Annotated in this window: 14 protein-coding genes and 1 pseudogene; 9 read left to right on the top strand and 6 right to left on the bottom strand. The window is 37.2% G+C overall.

Annotated features, from left to right (window positions below):
* Positions 1-161: 161 nt before the first annotated feature.
* The 3 genes from CHL76_RS11880 to CHL76_RS11870 form a co-directional block, all read right to left on the bottom strand.
* A complete protein-coding gene (locus CHL76_RS11880) occupies positions 162-1,610 on the bottom strand; it encodes a sialidase family protein (protein WP_094908668.1) in 1,449 nt (482 codons plus the stop codon).
* A gap of 80 nt (positions 1,611-1,690) precedes the next feature.
* The gene (locus CHL76_RS11875) at positions 1,691-3,202 is read right to left on the bottom strand and encodes a sodium:solute symporter family protein (RefSeq protein WP_094908667.1); all 1,512 of its coding nucleotides are present in this window, start codon (positions 3,200-3,202) and stop codon (positions 1,691-1,693) included.
* Between the two features lie 17 nt (positions 3,203-3,219).
* Entirely contained in the window at positions 3,220-4,089 is an 870-nt protein-coding gene (locus CHL76_RS11870) for an N-acetylneuraminate lyase (RefSeq protein ID WP_094908666.1), read from the bottom strand.
* 154 nt (positions 4,090-4,243) lie between these two features.
* Between CHL76_RS11870 and CHL76_RS11865 the strand changes: the two genes are divergently transcribed.
* The 4 genes from CHL76_RS11865 to nagB are packed head-to-tail and all read left to right on the top strand — an operon-like array spanning position 4,244 to position 7,228.
* Complete coding sequence (locus tag CHL76_RS11865) at positions 4,244-4,906, top strand: FadR/GntR family transcriptional regulator (protein WP_094908665.1); 663 nt, start codon at positions 4,244-4,246, stop codon at positions 4,904-4,906.
* 11 nt (positions 4,907-4,917) lie between these two features.
* The gene (locus CHL76_RS11860) at positions 4,918-5,799 is read left to right on the top strand and encodes an ROK family protein (protein ID WP_158219171.1); all 882 of its coding nucleotides are present in this window, start codon (positions 4,918-4,920) and stop codon (positions 5,797-5,799) included.
* Positions 5,796-6,473 (top strand): N-acetylmannosamine-6-phosphate 2-epimerase, encoded by a 678-nt coding sequence (locus CHL76_RS11855; protein WP_094908663.1) that lies wholly within the window; start codon positions 5,796-5,798, stop codon positions 6,471-6,473. Before CHL76_RS11860 ends, CHL76_RS11855 begins: the two co-directional genes overlap by 4 nt.
* A 29-nt stretch (positions 6,474-6,502) precedes the next feature.
* Positions 6,503-7,228 (top strand): glucosamine-6-phosphate deaminase, encoded by a 726-nt coding sequence (nagB, locus tag CHL76_RS11850; RefSeq protein ID WP_094908662.1) that lies wholly within the window; start codon positions 6,503-6,505, stop codon positions 7,226-7,228.
* Between the two features lie 913 nt (positions 7,229-8,141).
* Here nagB and CHL76_RS11845 read toward each other — a convergent pair.
* The 3 genes from CHL76_RS11845 to xsc all read right to left on the bottom strand — a co-directional run bounded on the left by CHL76_RS11845 (position 8,142) and on the right by xsc (position 11,257).
* Positions 8,142-8,495: a hypothetical protein gene (locus CHL76_RS11845; protein WP_094908661.1), complete on the bottom strand. Its 354-nt coding sequence runs from the start codon at positions 8,493-8,495 to the stop codon at positions 8,142-8,144.
* Positions 8,470-9,402: a selenium metabolism-associated LysR family transcriptional regulator gene (locus tag CHL76_RS11840; protein WP_094908660.1), complete on the bottom strand. Its 933-nt coding sequence runs from the start codon at positions 9,400-9,402 to the stop codon at positions 8,470-8,472. Before CHL76_RS11840 ends, CHL76_RS11845 begins: the two co-directional genes overlap by 26 nt.
* Positions 9,403-9,469: 67 nt before the next feature.
* Positions 9,470-11,257, bottom strand: coding sequence for a sulfoacetaldehyde acetyltransferase (gene xsc / locus CHL76_RS11835; RefSeq protein ID WP_371862274.1), 1,788 nt, complete (start codon positions 11,255-11,257; stop codon positions 9,470-9,472).
* Between the two features lie 293 nt (positions 11,258-11,550).
* Between xsc and ald the strand changes: the two genes are divergently transcribed.
* From ald to pta, 5 genes and pseudogenes are all read left to right on the top strand, one after another.
* On the top strand, positions 11,551-12,654 hold the full coding sequence (gene ald / locus CHL76_RS11830) for an alanine dehydrogenase (protein ID WP_094908659.1): 1,104 nt from the start codon (positions 11,551-11,553) through the stop codon (positions 12,652-12,654).
* Between the two features lie 41 nt (positions 12,655-12,695).
* Positions 12,696-14,054, top strand: coding sequence for an aminotransferase (locus CHL76_RS11825; protein WP_094908658.1), 1,359 nt, complete (start codon positions 12,696-12,698; stop codon positions 14,052-14,054).
* Positions 14,055-14,121: 67 nt separating this feature from the next.
* Entirely contained in the window at positions 14,122-15,618 is a 1,497-nt protein-coding gene (locus tag CHL76_RS11820) for an APC family permease (protein WP_094908657.1), read from the top strand.
* Positions 15,619-15,868: 250 nt separating this feature from the next.
* Entirely contained in the window at positions 15,869-16,906 is a 1,038-nt protein-coding gene (locus CHL76_RS11815) for a YeiH family protein (RefSeq protein WP_094908656.1), read from the top strand.
* Between the two features lie 21 nt (positions 16,907-16,927).
* Positions 16,928-17,907 (top strand): annotated as a pseudogene (pta, locus tag CHL76_RS17470) (phosphate acetyltransferase).
* Positions 17,908-17,912 lie beyond the last annotated feature (5 nt).

Genomic DNA, 17,912 nt, shown 5'->3' with positions numbered 1-17,912 from the left:
TAATAAAAATATATGCCCTTGGCCAAAACTTCTCTGATTTTTGGACATGACCTTACACCCTGTATTTTTCCTTCCTATGGTTGATTCAAACCAATACTGTTCAAAGCAAAAATGCATTGAGCAACAACAACTTTGTATTTATTTTTATCTTTAGCATTTATTCATTCTGTTTCTATAGAAAAGCGTACAAAATCAATGTTTTCGTTTGCATCTGCTTCATAAAGCAAACCTACAGTTCCATCAGTCAATTCTGTTAAGCTTGAATACCCATAATGTCCTTCTTTCACAAGTTGTTCATCAACCCAATTAATATCATAATCTTTTTTTCCATTATTATCGAAACCACGATCTTCAATTAACCCAACTTTGACTTTGCCGTTAACACGTTGAGTATGATCACTAGCGCCTGAATAAATGATCGCAGGTTTCCCTTGAACCGGTTGGGAGTAGTTGATTACAGACATTTGACTATAAGGCGCTGGTAGGTCCGTGTCTGTTTGAATATGATTATCCCAAGAAACTCCTCCGTCGTAACTGGTAGCAATTTGGGCGTAACCAGAACGATTTCGGCTGAACATTTTTAGTTGGCCATTGGGCATCTCAACGACTTGCGATTCGGTCAATTCGTATTCACGATTTGAAAATGTGCGTTCATCCAGTTGCTTTCCATCTGGTGTGATTCGTCCCTCATTCGGAGACTCACCCCGGTGCCAGGTATCTCCTCCATCATCGCTATAAATAACGGCACTTGCCTGACGATTATTTTGATTAAAGAAGTACACGGGATAAACTAAACGTCCTTCATGGGGGCCCTGCTGAATTTGAATGCCATTTCCAGGTCCCGTACCTAAAAACAACATCCATTCTTCTTTTACTTGAGCATTAAGGTCTTGAACAGAAGACCAAGTTTTCCCTTCATCTTGACTCGTATAAAGTTCTAAATAGGAAATTTGCTTTGCTTGAAGAGGAGACGTTGAACTGAAAACATGATCTACTTTCTTGTCATTTTTATATAGTATCCGGTGATCTTTAACTGTATATGGCGTTGGTTGATTATTTTTATCATAAACTATGCCATCATCCCGAACCGTATATGATTGATCCTCATTGTCGTAAAGAGTGAAATACGGTTGATTGGCTATCGTAGAAAAACCTGTGCCTCTGTCAATATTATTTCCGATGCCCCCCATGAGACCCGTGTCATGCGGAAAACCATCGACAAGGGCAAAAAGCTTTTGAGATGATTCTTCTTCGACAAAAGATAAATCAATATTTGAAGCATTTCCGGGATAATTGTTAATGAAAATGCTATCTGATTCCCATGTCTGGCCGTTTGTGAAACTTCGTCGTAGAATAGAATCAATATTATTCGGTGAGTCTGCTCCGCTGTTGACGCGTCGATCAACACCAGCGATCGTGGTCCCTTGGCTGGTTTGATATAAAGCCGGAATGCGAAAATTCGTAGCATCGGCATACCCTGGATAATAGACACTGTTAGGATTTGTTAATTCCGTAATTATATCCGTGTCTTTAGTACTGGACGCTTGGGCTCCTAGGTTTAAGCTAAAAAACCCGGCCGTAACGGCTAAACAGATAATCAAGTACTTCATGAAATGAACCCCCCTTTTGTTTATCCTCGTAGATGTTTACTCAATGTTTTTCGTTAAATGATTAACTTTTGTTTTTTCAACTACGCCTTGCTCACACGTTGATACTTCGTCTTGAGGGAATAAACCGTCAAGCCTTCAATATTCTTTCCATGGGAAGGAAAACATAGACTAAACAGATACCCCATTAACATCGATCCGAAGAATGAAAAAGTACTTACCATAAATGGGCTGAAAGCGGTTTGTTGAATCAGATACGAAAGAATAGCGCTTCCAAAAAGACCTAGAATAACGCCTGGAGTATTTGCGCGCTTGGTGAAGATTCCGAGAGCAAAAATACCAGCGGTTGGCACGCCAAATAGTCCTGTCAAACTCAAGAAAAGATTCCATGTTTCCGCCCGGTTGGTCGAAACAAGATAAAGAGCGGCTAACATGCCAAGTACTCCAGCAATAATAATTACGACCCGCGCAAACCACACGCCATTTTCTTTTGGTGAGGCATCGAAAAAGCGCTGTTTGACATCGACTGTGATACACGCAGAAATACTATTTAAACTAGAAGAGATCGTTGACTGTGCTGCTGCAAAAATGGCTGCGATGAGTAAACCGGCTATTCCGGCTGGAAGGCTGGTTACAATGAAAAATGGCACAATCGCTGAAGTGTTCACATTGTCCGGCAGAGTGCCCGCATGATTAAAATAACTATATAGCACCGTACCCATACCATAAAATAAAGGAATCGTCAGCAATGCAAGAAAGCCATTCGTAATGAGCGATTTTCTGGTCTCTTTCACAGAAGAGGTCGTTTGATACCGTTGCACGACGTCTTGACTAGCCGTGTATTGATGCAAGTTGTTGAAGATTGACCCAAGAAAAATAATGGGAATCGCTGCTGCTGCGGTACCTAATTGAAAGTTTTGACTGGTAATAAATTTGTCATCACTTGCCGCATCAGCAACGACCGTGCCAATCCCACCATCGATGGAAAAGATGCCCAACGTGATAATTAGAGCTGCTCCCCCAATTAAGATAATGCCTTGAAGCACATCACTCCAAATAACTCCTTCGATACCACCCAAAAACGTGTAAATAATACACAAAATTCCAACAATACTCGCAATAAGTATGGGATTAATATTTGAGACGGAGCCAATCGCTAATGTAGGTAAGTAGATGACAATGGCAATACGGCCAATATGAAACAATACGAAAAGTAAGCTACCAATTAATCGAATCGATGGTCCAAACCGTTCTTCCAAATATTCGTAAGCGGTAACAACATTTAATTTTCTGAAAAATGGAATATAGAAATAGACGAGCAGTGGAACAATAGCAAAAATAGCTATGTTCCCTGCCGAATACGACCAATCAGTCAAAAAAGCCTGTTCAGGGGTCGACATAAAGGTGATTGCACTAAGCGTTGTCGCATAGATGCTAAACCCTGCGGCCCAAGCAGGAATTTTTCCTTCAGCTTTAAAAAAGGAATCCGTATTCTTCCCAGCACGTTTGGTGAAATAAGCTCCCACAAGGAGCATTCCACCCAGATAGATAATGATAACAATCCAGTTGATGGCGCCCATATTAACATCCGTCATAAAAGCTGCCCCCTTAATTATAATTGATGTTTTTTAATTAGTTGTTGCATGGTCGTTGTATCAACGTTATGACGCGGAGTTAACGGTGCCTTGCACAACCCAGCTTGTACCCCTTGTTCACGTAAGATCCCTTTGATCGCTTGATAAATACCTATATCCAACAATGATTCGATCAGGTCATTGGTTTCGTGCTGCAACTGATAGGCTTCAGCCACATTTCCTTCTTGCGCCAATTCAAAAATACGACGGGCTTTGCGTCCATTAACATTATACGTACTGCCAATAGCCCCATCGACACCAGAAACCGTGCCGTGAATAAGCATTTCATCAAAACCAGAGAAAATCATCTTATTGGGGTACCGTTGACGCAAACGTTCTAAAAGAAAGAAATCACCTGCGGTATACTTCACGCCGATAATTTGTTCTTCTTGTAGAAGTTCATCAAATTGATTCATATTCATATGAACGCCTGTCAATGCAGGGATAGAATAAATAATCATCTTGTGGTTGGTTTCTTTCACAAGCGTTAGATAATAGTTTTTTATTTCTTCAAAGGAAAACGGATAGTAGTAAGGTGTAACTGCAGACAAGCTGTCATAGCCTAGATCCCGGGCATAGATGCCAAGATCAATAGCTTCGTAAATGTCTAAGGAACCAATTTGAGCAATAAGAGTAATGGCCCCTTGGCTTTCCTCCTGCACGATGCGAAAGACTTGTTTTTTTTGTTCCGTGTTCATCAAAAAATTTTCTCCGGTACTTCCGTTGACGTATAAGCCATCTATTTGTTGCACATCGATATTGTGACGAACAACTTCACGCAGCCCCTTTTCGATGATTTCTCCATGCTCGTCAAATGGAACAACTAACGCTGAAAATATTCCGTTCATTTTTTTCCTCCTCCAATGTGAAATATGAGTTGCGCATTGGCTCATATTTTTGTATTATTTGGTCAGACCAATTTCAATACATCTTAATATGCTATATTTAATGAGTCAACCTTTTTTGATGACGATTCCAACAAATACAAAAGGAGACTTATTCATGACCGAAGCAAAAATTTCGTTAAAAAAGCAAGTTATTCATCAAATCAAGCAGTACATGATTGAGCAAAATTTATCGGCAGGTGATAAATTGCCCACAGAGCGCAAGTTTGTAGAAATATTAGGTGTTAGCCGTTCTGTGGTTCGAGAAGCATTAAGCTTTTTAGAAAATACAGAAGTAATCAGTGTCCGGCATGGTAGTGGAGCTACGATCAATCACACAAATATTGAATCTTTATTAAGTAATTTTTTCTTCTTATGGCAGCTTAATAGTGGAAATCAAGAAGAAATTCAAAGCCTGCGTGTTTTAATCGAATGTAGTGCGATTGAGGAAATCATGAACCATCGTTCGGATCAAGATATTGAAGGTTTATATCAAGTTGTACGAGATGGAGAACATGCTTGTACGCCAGAAGACTACCGGCAACAAGATATGCAATTTCATTTAAATTTATTACGAGCCACTCACAATGATTTATTTATTCAAATGACGCATATGATTACGACGTATTTTTTTGATGTTATCCAAATCGATATTACAGCTGAGCAATATCATAAAGTAACCATGGATCACTACGCTATTCTTCAGGCAATGGAACATTCGGACGGATTAGAAGCCAAAAGGCTTTTGACTCAACACATTCAGGATATCGATAGTTCATGAGGAGGGGGGAAATGAAGATGTACTACGCTGCTATTGATATTGGGGGGTCGTACATTAAATATGCTGTGCTTGATCATTGGGGGGCAATACAGACCAAGCACAAGCAGTTGACGCCTGAGAACACTGGGAACGGCATTCTTTTAACCATCCAAAGGATTATTGAGAAATTACAAGTTTCTTATGTGTTAAGTGGTATTGGAGTGAGCACAGCCGGTATTGTGGACCGTGCTCAAGGCAAAATAGTCTATGCCGGCCCAACCATCGCTCATTATCAGGGCACAGAAATTGCTTCTTTTTTACATCAAACATTTGCCGTTCCTGTACATGTTGAAAACGATGTGAAAGCGGCTCTATTGGGAGAAATATGGGCAAGGGGGTTAGCGGATCCGGCAAACATTTATCTGCTTACCTTAGGTACGGGAATTGGAGGAGCCTATTACACAGATCAATTGATGGATGGACATTATGGCAATGGCAATTCGATCGGCTACATGCTCACAAATCCTACGGATCATTCGAACTATGAAACTCGAGCTTCGACAAATAGCTTGAAACGTCAATTGCAGCAATACCCCGAGCTGCCATCAACCATTGAAGCGTTATTTACGGAAGCAGAGAAAGGAAATAAAGAGGGCCAAGAGCTTTTACACCGCTGGGGAACAAATGTAGCTCAAGGGATTGCTGAGATCATGTTGATATTAAATCCTTCCATGATTTTATTGGGAGGAGGAATTTCTCAACAAGAGAGCCGGCTTCTTCGTTATATTGATCCGCATCTTGACTTATATTTGCCAGATAAACGTTTTCGGACACCTTTGCAAACCGCTAGATTACAAAATGATGCAGCCTTACTAGGTAGCATTTATCCATTTTTTCAGGAGGAGATCATATGATTCAAGATATTCAAGGCGGTCTCGTTGTTTCATGCCAAGCACTGGCCCATGAACCTTTGCACAGCTCATCGATCATGGCGAAAATGGCAATAGCTGCTCAAGAAGGCGGTGCGAAAGGCATCCGAGCCAATACAAAAGCAGACATTCTCGCTATTCGACAGGAAGTTACATTACCTATTATTGGCATTGTTAAACGTGATTACGCTGATAGCAGCGTTTTTATTACCGCTACGAAGCGAGAGGTCGATGAACTATTAGATAGCGGCTGTGAAATGATTGCGTTGGATGCTACCCATCGCTTCCGTCCTCATGGGGAAACGTTACGTGATTTAGTCAAATACATTCGAGCTCGAAACGAAAATGTACAAATCATGGCAGATATTTCTTCAAAACAAGAAGCTATGGATGCGGAAGCCCTCGGGTGCGAATGTGTATCCACCACCCTATATGGTTACACTCAGGAAAGTGCTTCTCACAAATTATACGAAGACGACTTTGCTTTTCTGAAAACATTGCAATCTTCATTAAAGATACCAGTAATTGCGGAAGGAAATGTCTCAACACCTGAAAGGTACCACCGAGCATTAGAATTAGGTGCTCATGCGGTAGTAGTAGGAGGAGCTATCACAAGACCACAGCAAATCACTGCGAATTTTGTGAATCATAGAAAATAGTTACAGTTAAAGGGAGAGAAACGTTTAGTATGCATATCCATGTTTTAAAAAATACGTCCGAGCTAGCTCAATATGTAGCACAACAAATGTATCAACATATTCTCGAGCGTTCGACAACAAGAATAGGCTTTGCCACCGGAGAAACGCCTAAGGAAACTTATAACTGTTTAGTGAACTATGTAAAACACGCTCCGTTAAATTTAAATGGAGTTGAAACATTTAATCTTGACGAATATATTGACTTATCTCCGGCGCACCCGAATAGTTATCACTATTATATGGATCAATATGTTTTTTCTCCATTGAAATTATCTTATGACCAAACTCATATTCCTCGTGGGAACACTAATAATTCCACTTATGAAGCTGAACATTATGAACATTTGATAAAAGAACATGGACCAATTCATTTGCAAGTTCTTGGTCTAGGCATAAACGGACATATTGGCTTTAATGAGCCTGGCACTGAATTTTCTTCCAGAACACGGGTAGTTGAACTAGCGCCTAGTACTCGCCAGGCCAACTCGAAACATTTTGCTTCCAATGAGAAGGTGCCTACTCATGCTATCACCATGGGACTGGGCACTATTATGGAGAGTGAAAAGATTTTTCTTTTAGTTCAAGGCGCAGACAAAACTCCTGCACTACATGAATTACTTCATTCTTCTCCAACACAAAATTTTCCTGCCTCTATTTTACATAGCCATCCAAATGTTCATATTTTTACTACAGAAAGTACAATGTATAAATTATAAAAATATATAATACAAGTAATACAGAGAGCTGTATATCGTTGTTTATTAAACTGAAAAGGAAAAGATAAATATTATTCATAGAACGTTTTATTTAGTAGCATAAAATGTCGAATATAGAAATCTGTCTTTTATTCTTATATTTAGGAAAGAAGCCAAAATTATTATTAACAGTGTCAACCGATTAGTTTAACAACAGCACCTGTACTAAAATATCCTTAACGTGAGAGATCTGTAAAATGAATACACCAATCATTAACGTAAATTACTGTATGTATTCAGGTTGGCACTTTTGTTATATGTAAGGGTAAAAGAAAATTACTGATTCAAATATGTTTCTTAAAAAATACGGATATACAAGGAAAAATTAAGGCATGAAGAGAGCTTAAAATATTTTGTATAAACGAGCGAACAAAATAAGAAACTCCTTTTCTCGATAAAGTAAGTTAGCCCACCACTTTTGTAGAAAAAAGGAGTTCTTGTGAATAATTCTTCGACAGATATTGTTCACGCTCCAATCCAATATCAGGATGTGAATGAGTTCTTCCGATCTTATCTGAAACACTTCTTTGAACAGTTGTTTCAAACCGAGTGAACATTCTCTCTGGATGACGAGAATTACGAGGCGTGCAGCATCGGTTCCGGAAATTCCCGTAATAGCAGATACCCTAAGAATGTATTCTGAAAACCGAACTTGAGGAGCCGGTACTTACCATTTTCCGGGGCAGGAACAGCGATTTTTATCAACAAGTGACGACGCTATACAAAAGCACAAATGCCACGTTGAAAGCATTTGTTATGAATATGTGCCACAAGGGCATCGCTAATGTAAAGGTTGCTAATCTTTTGGAATGAAGAAAATAACTGCAACCTAAATAAAAGTATTGTTTAGTTACATAAATAACTCAGTTTATATTTATTTTTGAAGCTCATTGACTTTGTAAAGATAATAGTCAATATAAATATTTATATTTGCTAATAAAACTTCCATTTCTAAATAAATTCTTTCTATTTCTTTCATTTGAATAGAATGATTAGACGCAAATTTAAGTTCATTAAGTGAGGTGCGAAGGTGTATTAAGGGGAAATAAAGCAGGTCATAAGGAAAATCTTTTATTATATTATCAAGCTTCAAATTATCTATTTCAAAAGCAATATTTTGGAGCAATTTTTGTTCGTAAACTTCTTCATTTTTTATTTTTGCCATGACTTTAAGCCATTCTTTAACTATGGATTGATAATTTTTAAGTTGTGTTATTTGTATTTTCATCTTGCAACCTCTTTTCGTCAGAAAAAGATAATATTAATTCTAAAAATTTTTGAGAAATTAAAGAGAGCTCTTTGTTTTTTTTGTACACGATTTTAAATGTTCTGGTAAATTTGCTGTTTTTTATTAAAATGTTCTCAAATAATCCAAAACTTAGTTCCTTACGAATAGCACTTTTAGACAAAATGGAAAAACCAAGATGAGCTTCTACTGCAGATTTGATCGATTCTGTACTATCTAATTCTAAAATAATATTTAATTTCTTTGGATCGACTTGATGGTGTTTTAAATACTTCTCAGCTACGCTTCTCGTTCCTGAACCTTGCTCACGTAAAATTAATGGGAGACGCCTTATTTCCTTTAAATCAATAGGTTTATTTAAAAGCTCACAATCTTTTTTATTTCCAAATAAGACAAGTTCATCTTCCATAAAAGAATGGGTAATAAATGAAGGATCATCAAATTCTGCTTCTATTAACCCTATTTCTATTTCATTTCTTTGGATCATTTCGATTACATGCTTACTATTAGTGATAACAGTTTCTAGCTTTACGTTTGGATAGTGAGTTTTAAACGTATTTAAGTAAGAAGGAAGTACACTTTCACCAATAGTCAGGCTACTAGCTATTAATAATTTACCTAGTAAAGTATCAGATAACTCGCTAAGTTCATTTTCGGCTTTGGTAGTCATATTAATAATGTTTTCTGCGTAAGGGTATAAGATTTCTCCAGCTAATGTTAAGTCTACCGAGTGATGTGTCCTTGTAAATAATTTAATCCCTAAATATTGTTCTAAAGATTTAATTTGAGAAGTAATAGATGGTTGAGATAAATAAAGCGCTTTGGCAGTTTCTGAAAAATTTTTACAATTTGCTAGAGTATAAAAAGTTTTAATATATTCAAAATTCATATTGTGTCTACCGCCTTTACTAAACGAAGACCCCTTTTTAAACTAAGAGGTCTTCGATCACGTTATACTACCAATTTTCATGGTCAAGATGGATATATTTGTCAAGATAGCGAGTTGGCATTTTCAAAGCATCTTTACGGAAAGGAGGGGCTAACTGGGTACCATCTACTTTAATGTTTAAGATAGTTGGCTTTTTAGCCTGCAAAGCTTCAGAAAACGCTCTTTGCAGATCCTCAGGGTTGTCAATTGTTTCCCCATTTGCTCCCATACTTTTAGCTACTTCTGCAAAATCAGGCCCTTGTATATCTGCCCCTACGAAACGATTATTATAATAATCGACTTGATTTTTCTTTTCTGCACTCCAAGCCTCATTATTTATAACACAAGCTACTACTGGAAGATTTTGTTCTACTGCTGTACTTACCTCGTGTAAACTCATTCCCCAAGCACCGTCTCCTACTATAGATATGACTGGTACATCAGGGTTCCCTTTCTTGGCTCCTAATGCTGCGGGATAAGCAAATCCGCAATTTCCAAACGTAAGTGCTGCTAAATGTTTACGTGGCTTATTGAATCTTAAATAAGAATTTGAGGTAGAGGAAGTATTACCAATATCAGATGTAACAATTGTATCTTCTGTAATCAAATTAGAAATTTCTAAAAGTGCTCTACGCGGGTTCATTGGTTGTCCAGGTTCCATTGCTTCGTTTTCAATTTCATGAATCCATTCGTTTTTACGTTCTTTTGTTTTTTCCCATCTTTCTTGATTCAATTTTCTTTCCGGATAGTGTTGTTGTATTCTTTTATTTAATTCTTGTGTGACATCTTTAGCATCGCCTAAAATTCCGCATTCAATAGGATGAGTTCTAGCGATGTTTCGATGGTTAATGTCAACTTGGATAATATCGGCTTTTTTAGGAAAATAGTCAATATCATAGGCCGGTAAAGTTCCAAATACAGAAAGCCTCGTGCCGATAGCTAAAACGACATCAGCTTCTTCTAATGTATACATAGCTGATTTTGCTCCCATATAACCGATTGGGCCTACGGCTAAATCATGATCCCAAGGAAACGCATCATTATGCATGTATGAAGTCGCTACTGGAGCGGACAAATACTCAGCCATTTCTTGAACATCGTCGACAGCATCGGCGTCAACAACGCCACGGCCAGAAATTATTACTGGTTTTTGAGCTTGTTGAAGAAGGTTTACAGCTTTATCTAAAGCTTCAGAATCTCCAAAACCTTTCTTTGTTACGCGATATTGATGAGGAGAAAGAATTTGTTCTTCAATCTCACCAAAAAATAAATCTCTAGGGATGTCAAAAAGTACAGGTCCTCTTTCAGCATAAGCAATGCGAAAAGCTGTGCGTAAACACTCAGCTACACGACTTACGTGAGGAACTTGCACAGTCTCTTTAGTGATAGCTTCAAACATAGATACTTGATCTGCCTCTTGAAAGCCGTCCCAACCAATAGTAGGGGTTCCTGCTGATGGAGAAATTACTACCATAGGTGTATGTGCCAGGTGGGCTGCAGCTACAGAAGTCACCATGTTTGAGATTCCTGGACCATTTTGTCCAATAACAACGCCTGCTTTTCCAGTAACACGAGTGTATCCATCCGCCATATGAGCTGCACTTTGCTCATGACGCACTGGAATAAATTCAATTCCGGCAGTCGGGAGCAAATCTAGCATATCCATAAAAGCAGAGCCTAATATACCATAAATTTGCTCGACATCCTCTGCAAGGAGTGTTTCGACGATAGCCTCACTAGGAGTCATCTTTGTTTTTTGATTGAAGTGTTCTTGTTTACGCAGCTCGCTTAGTTGACTTTTAGTTTCCATGTCCATTAATAAATCCTCCTTTTAGGTTAATAAATGTAAATTGTAAGCGATACCAAATTATAAACACATTCATTCTATAATTGAAATAAAATTGGCAAACCTTTTAAATCAAATATTTTAATAATGAACATTTAAAAAATTTATATAGAGTGATAAACATTTTAGAAAATCCTAGCATACCAATGATAGCGCTTACAAAAACTGCTTAATAACTTATTCCGTTAAAGAAACACTGTTTGTGTTAGTAAGGTATCTGTGGTTTAAATAAGTCAAATCATTAAAAAAGGAGTGTTTGGTTAATGCGTATAGGAATACCAAGGGAAATAAAAAACAATGAGAAACGAGTTGCGATTATCCCATCAATGGTTGAAGAATTAGTTAGTAATGGAAATGAAGTTTGCGTAGAAACAAAAGCTGGGGAACAAAGTGGGTTTAATGACATTGAATTTGAAAGTGCTGGTGCGGAGATTATTAAAGACACAAAAAAAGTTTGGGACTGCGAAATGGTAATGAAAGTTAAAGAACCTCTTCCTGAAGAATATCAATATTTTAGAGAAAATCTTATTCTTTTTACGTATTTGCACTTAGCAGCGGAACCAAGCTTAACTGATGAACTTCAGAAAAACAAAGTTACGGCTATTGCTTATGAAACATTAGCATTAAAGGATGGTTCTTTGCCATTACTAACTCCTATGAGCGAGATAGCAGGTAGAATGTCAGTTCAGATTGGAGCTAGATTTTTAGAAGGCACATTTGACGGTAAAGGAGTATTGTTAGGGGGTATACCAGGAGTGGCGCCGGCTACAGTTACTATTATTGGTGGAGGCGTTGTTGGAGTAAATGCTGCAAAAATAGCTATTGGTCTTGGCGCTCATGTGAAAATCTTAGATGTTAGTGCTAAACGCTTACGCGAAATTGATGATCAGTTCAATGGTAGAGTCGAAACACTTATGTCTAATCCTCAAAATGTAAGCAATGCTGTTGCTTCTGCAGATCTTTTAATAGGGGCTGTATTAATCGCCGGGGCAAAAGCACCACAAATTGTGAAAGAAAGTATGGTTAAAGCGATGAAAGCAAACTCTGTAATCGTGGATGTGGCTGTGGATCAAGGAGGGTGTATTGAAACAATCGATAAAATCACTACTCATGAGAATCCGGTTTATCTTAAACACGAGGTGGTTCACTATGCAGTAGCTAATATCCCTGGGTCAGTTTCAAGAACCGCAACTTTAGCATTAACAAATGCCACTGCAATATACGCTAATTCACTTGCTACTTTAGGAATAGAGAAAGCATTAATAAAACACCCTGAACTACAATCAGCAATTAATATTCATGATGGTAATATTATTCACCCTGCAATAGCGGAAGCTCATAAAAAAGAATTTGTTAGTTTTAGTTAAACAAAAACCAGCAAGTATCATAAATAAGGAGTGAGTAAATAATGAAAACAAATGAAGAACAAGAATTAATTACAAAAGATAAAGAGCATCTTTGGCACGCCATGCACCGACATAATCCTGACGCTTCGCCAATGGTAGCTGATTATGGGGAAGGTTCATGGTTCACTGATAAAAGTGGAAATAAATATTTGGACGGGGTGTCAGGCCTATGGTGTTTGAATTTAGGTCATGGGCAACAAGAGATTGTAGATGCAGCCACTGAACAACTTTCAAAATTAGCTTATTTTCCATTAACCTTTGGCCATGAGCCGGCTATTGAGTTAGCTTCCAAAATTAGTGAGCTTTTAGGTGGTAATTATAGAACATTTTTCTCCAATGGTGGCTCTGATGCCAACGAAACAGCTTTTAAAATCGCCCGCCAGTATCATAGACAAACTGGGAATCCCGAAAAATATAAATTTATATCAAGATACCGAGCTTACCACGGTACAACAATGGGAGCCATGAGCGCTACGGCACAAGCGCAACGTAGGACTAAATACGATCCTTTAGTACCGGGTTTTTTACACATTCCGCCTCCTTATGCTTATAGAAGTACATTCGCTGATGCTGAGAGAGATGATGAACTAGCAGCTGACTTTTTAGAACAAACGATCATTTGGGAAGGTGAAGAGACAGTAGCAGGGTTTATCATGGAGCCTTTTATTTCGGGCGGTGGAGTGATCAAACCACAATCGGCGTCATATTTAAAAAGAATTCGAGAAATCTGTGACAAATATAACGTCTTATTAATTATGGATGAAGTAGTTTCAGGTTTTGGAAGAACTGGAGAAATGTTTGGTTTCATGCATAGCGAAAATGTAAAGCCAGATATGGTTTCGATGGCAAAGGGATTGACGAGTGGCTATATGCCCCTAGGAGCTACAGCTATTAAAAATGAAATTTACGAACCATTTAAAGAAGTCACTGGAAATAGTCATTTTCGCCACGTTTCTACGTACGGAGGCCATCCAACAGCTTGTGCTGTAGCATTAAAAAACATTGAAATTTTAGAAAGAGAAGGTATTACTAATCGAGTAAAAGAGTTAGGAACTAGCAAGTTAAGTAAATTGGAAGCCCTTTCTTCACATCCTAATGTAGGAGAGGTAAGAGGAGTAGGATTTTTATATGGCTTGGAAATGGTAAGTAATAAAGAAACCAAAGCTCCTCTACAAGATGAAGCAATGAACGAAATTTTGAGAGAGTGCAAAAATAAAGGGCTTATTATAGGAAAGAATGGGGATACTGTTCCTGAACTCGGGAACGTGTTAATTATAGCTCCTCCGTTAACTTCAACGGAAGAAGATTTAGATTTTCTATTAAATACTTTAGAGCAAGTTTTAGAAACGATAAAACATTAGAGCGGAATATATTTCCGCTCTAACTTTTAACTCGTCAGTGGATAAAAGAAATTAGGAGGCAATTTTAATGAAATTAAAAGATAATGTCTCTCCATTACCTCAAGAAAATTTAGAAGGAAAAAATTCAGAAAATAATCAATTGCAAAAAACATTAAAACCTAAATGGGTTTGGGCCATTGCACTAGGTTCAGCAGTTGGGTGGGGCGCTTTTGTTCAACCGGTTCAATGGCTAGGCACCGCTGGACCATTAGGGGTTATTTTAGGGATGACGCTCGGAGCGTTATTAATGATGGTTATAGGTTTTTGTTATGGTTATTTAATACAAACATTTCCTTTCACCGGGGGCGGATTTACTTATGCTTACTACGGTTTTGGAAAATATCATGCCTATGTATGCGGTTGGTTTCTTGCTTTAGCTTACGCCTGCATAATTGCATTAAATGCGTCAGCATTAGGGCTAATGTTTAGATTTTTACTACCCGAATTAGTGAGCTGGGGATACATGTATAGTGTAGCTGGTTGGGAAGTTTATGCCGGGGAAGTTTTAATATCATGTATAGCGATTATTGTTTTCGCTATATTTAATATACGAGGTGCCAGTTTTTCAGGCTCGATGCAATACTGGTTCGTAGTCGTATTAATACTAGGTGCTCTTGCAATTTCTATTGGTATATTTTTCTCTTCAAGTTCCTCGTTATCTTTTTCTCAGCCGCTGTTTAATACTAATATTACTTCATTTGAAGCGATTTTTTCTATTTTGGCAATAGCGCCTTGGGCATATATTGGTTTTGATAATGTTCCTCAAGCTGCTGAAGAATTTAATTTCAAACCCAAAAAAGCGTTTGCATTGATCGCTTTTTCACTCATTTGCGCATCTTTAGTATATTCGCTAATGGTATTTGCTACTACCATTGCTAGTCCTTGGCAAGACTTAGTAAATGCGCAACATCAATGGGGCACAGGCGAGGTCGTTCGAAACACTTTAGGTATTACAGGGGTATCTATACTAGCTATTGCTTTAAGCGCAGGAATTTTTACTGGCCTTAATGGATTTTATGTAGCTACCAGTCGTCTACTATTCGCCATGGGGAGGTCACAAATCTTTCCAAGTGCTTTTGGTAAACTGCATCATAAATATAAAACTCCAAATATTAGTATAATGTTTATATGCTTACTTTGTTTAATTTCTCCTTTTTTTGGAAGGGAAGCTTTAAATTGGATTGTAGATATGTCTTCAATAGGAGTTACAGTTGCTTTTCTTTACTGTTGTTTAGCTTCATATAAAATATTTGCTTGGAATAAAAAAGAATCACTTGCAAAAAATAAGTTTCAAATTTCTCCAAAGAAAAAAATTATTTCCGTATTAGGAGTATTCATTAGTGTGGGGTTTATTTTATTATTAATTGTTCCAGGTTCTCCCGGGGCTTTGGCTTTCCCATCATGGATTGCTATGATTGTTTGGATATTGATTGGCTTTACATTTTTTCAAGTAAATCGTAAAAAAATTAGCCAATTAACAAAAGAAGAACTAGACATGAGAATTATTGGTAAGGATTCGAAATAAGAAAATTTATTTTGTTTATTATTTGAATAATAAGAAAAATTAAAATTTTTTCTTTAAATCTTAAAGATTCTAAAGTGATCTTGAGTTAAGGCTGAGATCACTTTATTTAATTTGAACCATGACACTTATGGACGAGATTTCAATGAAAGAAAAAACAATTTTTTATTACATTAAATTATATCGTGTATTACATATCTTTATTTCTAATTTTAAAACAACATAGATAACATTAGGATAGGAGGTGGCTTGAATGAATTCAGAAACTACTACACATAGATATTCCTCAAACACAGGCATGAAATATCGAAATAAATGGTTGTTAGGTATTTTATTCACTTTTGTAATCGCTTTCTTAGGGTTTTTATTAGCCCTTATTCCTGGTTTTAGCTATATTGGCCAATTAGCCTGTGCCATAATACTTGCTGTTTCTTACCGCCAGGTATTTGGATATCCCGAAAAATTAAGAGATGGTATAACTTTTTCGACGCAAAAACTTCTACGTTTAGCTATTATTTTATACGGTTTGCAACTAAATATTGCCGTTGTTTTAACTGATGGCGCGAGTTTATTAATTAGGGATGCAGTCATTATTACTTTTGCCATTTTATTTACTCTGTGGTTAGCCAAGATATTAAAAGCAGATTATTCCATCTCTATGCTATTGGGTGTAGGAACAGGAATTTGCGGAGCAGCAGCGATAGCTGCAGTAGCTCCAATACTTAAAGCAAAAAATGAAGACACTGCGATAAGCGTAGGGATTATTGCATTAATGGGAACTGTATTTTCTATTATTTATATTCTGTTACGCCCCATTATTCCTCTTGAATCGATGGAATATGGTATTTGGTCGGGTATGAGTCTTCATGAATTAGCGCATGTAGCTATAGCTGCAGAACCAGCAGGACAAGATGCCTTAGCTATTGCCCTTTTAGCAAAGCTTGGACGAGTGTTTTTACTAATTCCTGTTTGTTTCATCTTAATCTTTTGTATGAAAAAAATTTCAAGAGAGAAAAACGCCCCCCAAGTAAAAATTCCGTTTCCATATTTTCTTTTAGGTTTTATTGGCATGAGTTTAATAAATACATTTGTTTTAAATGAAGTCATTGCTTTCCCTAAAGAAATAATGGTCGGAGTTGAAAATGCCACGACCTGGTTGCTTACTGCTGCTATGGTCGGTCTGGGATTAAATGTAATTTTTAAAGATTTACGTAATAAAGCGTTTAAACCTTTAATTGCTATGTGCATTACAACTGTTTTTGTTTCAATCATTTCGTTTTTGTTGCTATAAATATTAATAAGAGGTGAAAACATGTGGGAAGAACTAATAGAAAAAGTGCGAAAAAAAAGACCTTCTATACTTTTTATGGAGGGAGAAGATAGTCGAGTTGTTGAAGCTGCGCTAAAGTTATCCCGAGAGAAAATTATTCACCCGATTTTGGTAGGAAATGAATACGAATTGTGGAGAAAAGTAAAAAATGTAAAAAATACAGATATTGAAATTGTGGATCCAAGTACTTTTTACTCAAACGAAAAAATTTGCAATTATCTGTTTCAAAAATTACTAACTAAATATTCTCAAGACCGCGCTAACCAACTAGTTCGAAGCACTAACTATTTTTCTATGGGTTTGTTACATTACAATATTGGAGAAGGTTTAATAGGCGGAGCAACTTTCAAAACTTCCGAGGTATTAAGGCCGGCTTTAGAAATCATTAAAACAAAAAAAGGTATTCAACGAATAAGTAGCTATTTTCTAATGAATAATCAAGAAAAAACATTTTTATTTGCAGATTGTGCTGTCAATCCCTCTCCAAATAGTTATGAATTGGCAGAAATAGCGTTTCTATCTGCAGAAGCTGCCGAACTTTATAATTTGAATCCAAAGGTGGCTTTTTGAGCTATTCTACCAATGGCTCTGCAATTTCTAGTGATACCGAAAAAGTTAGTGAAGCCACAAAAATATTTATTAATAAGCATGACGAATATCCTGCTGAAGGAGAAATCCAATTTGATGCAGCTGTGACACCAGCAATAGCCGCGCGCAAAAATCAAAATTCGGTCATTCATGGGGAAGCGAATGTGCTGGTATTCCCAGATCTAAATTCAGCAAATATAGCTTACAAGATTACAGAAAGGTTGGCTGGTTATCAAGCTATTGGGCCAATTATTCAAGGACTTAATCGTCCAGTGAATGATTTGTCTAGAGGGTGCTCAATGGAAGATATTTATTACCTAGGGATCATTACTGGATGGCAAGCGATAAACAATAAGAGGTTTAGTTTTTCCTGAGACAA

Origin of the sequence: Marinococcus halophilus (assembly GCF_002265875.1) — a bacterium.
GTDB lineage: Bacteria > Bacillota > Bacilli > Bacillales > Marinococcaceae > Marinococcus > Marinococcus halophilus.
Note: the sequence above shows the minus strand (reverse complement) of the source record. Positions and strands in the feature narration are given on the sequence as shown.

Bases quoted from the DNA above. Each gene is read 5' to 3' on its own strand.
- CHL76_RS11880 (WP_094908668.1), bottom strand. From the start codon at position 1,610: ATGAAGTACTTGATTATCTGTTTAGCCGTTACGGCCGGGTTTTTTAGC.
- CHL76_RS11875 (WP_094908667.1), bottom strand. From the start codon at position 3,202: ATGACGGATGTTAATATGGGCGCCATCAACTGGATTGTTATCATTATC.
- CHL76_RS11870 (WP_094908666.1), bottom strand. From the start codon at position 4,089: ATGAACGGAATATTTTCAGCGTTAGTTGTTCCATTTGACGAGCATGGA.
- CHL76_RS11865 (WP_094908665.1), top strand. From the start codon at position 4,244: ATGACCGAAGCAAAAATTTCGTTAAAAAAGCAAGTTATTCATCAAATC.
- CHL76_RS11860 (WP_158219171.1), top strand. From the start codon at position 4,918: ATGAAGATGTACTACGCTGCTATTGATATTGGGGGGTCGTACATTAAA.
- CHL76_RS11855 (WP_094908663.1), top strand. From the start codon at position 5,796: ATGATTCAAGATATTCAAGGCGGTCTCGTTGTTTCATGCCAAGCACTG.
- nagB (WP_094908662.1), top strand. From the start codon at position 6,503: ATGCATATCCATGTTTTAAAAAATACGTCCGAGCTAGCTCAATATGTA.
- CHL76_RS11845 (WP_094908661.1), bottom strand. From the start codon at position 8,495: ATGAAAATACAAATAACACAACTTAAAAATTATCAATCCATAGTTAAA.
- CHL76_RS11840 (WP_094908660.1), bottom strand. From the start codon at position 9,402: ATGAATTTTGAATATATTAAAACTTTTTATACTCTAGCAAATTGTAAA.
- xsc (WP_371862274.1), bottom strand. From the start codon at position 11,257: ATGGACATGGAAACTAAAAGTCAACTAAGCGAGCTGCGTAAACAAGAA.
- ald (WP_094908659.1), top strand. From the start codon at position 11,551: ATGCGTATAGGAATACCAAGGGAAATAAAAAACAATGAGAAACGAGTT.
- CHL76_RS11825 (WP_094908658.1), top strand. From the start codon at position 12,696: ATGAAAACAAATGAAGAACAAGAATTAATTACAAAAGATAAAGAGCAT.
- CHL76_RS11820 (WP_094908657.1), top strand. From the start codon at position 14,122: ATGAAATTAAAAGATAATGTCTCTCCATTACCTCAAGAAAATTTAGAA.
- CHL76_RS11815 (WP_094908656.1), top strand. From the start codon at position 15,869: ATGAATTCAGAAACTACTACACATAGATATTCCTCAAACACAGGCATG.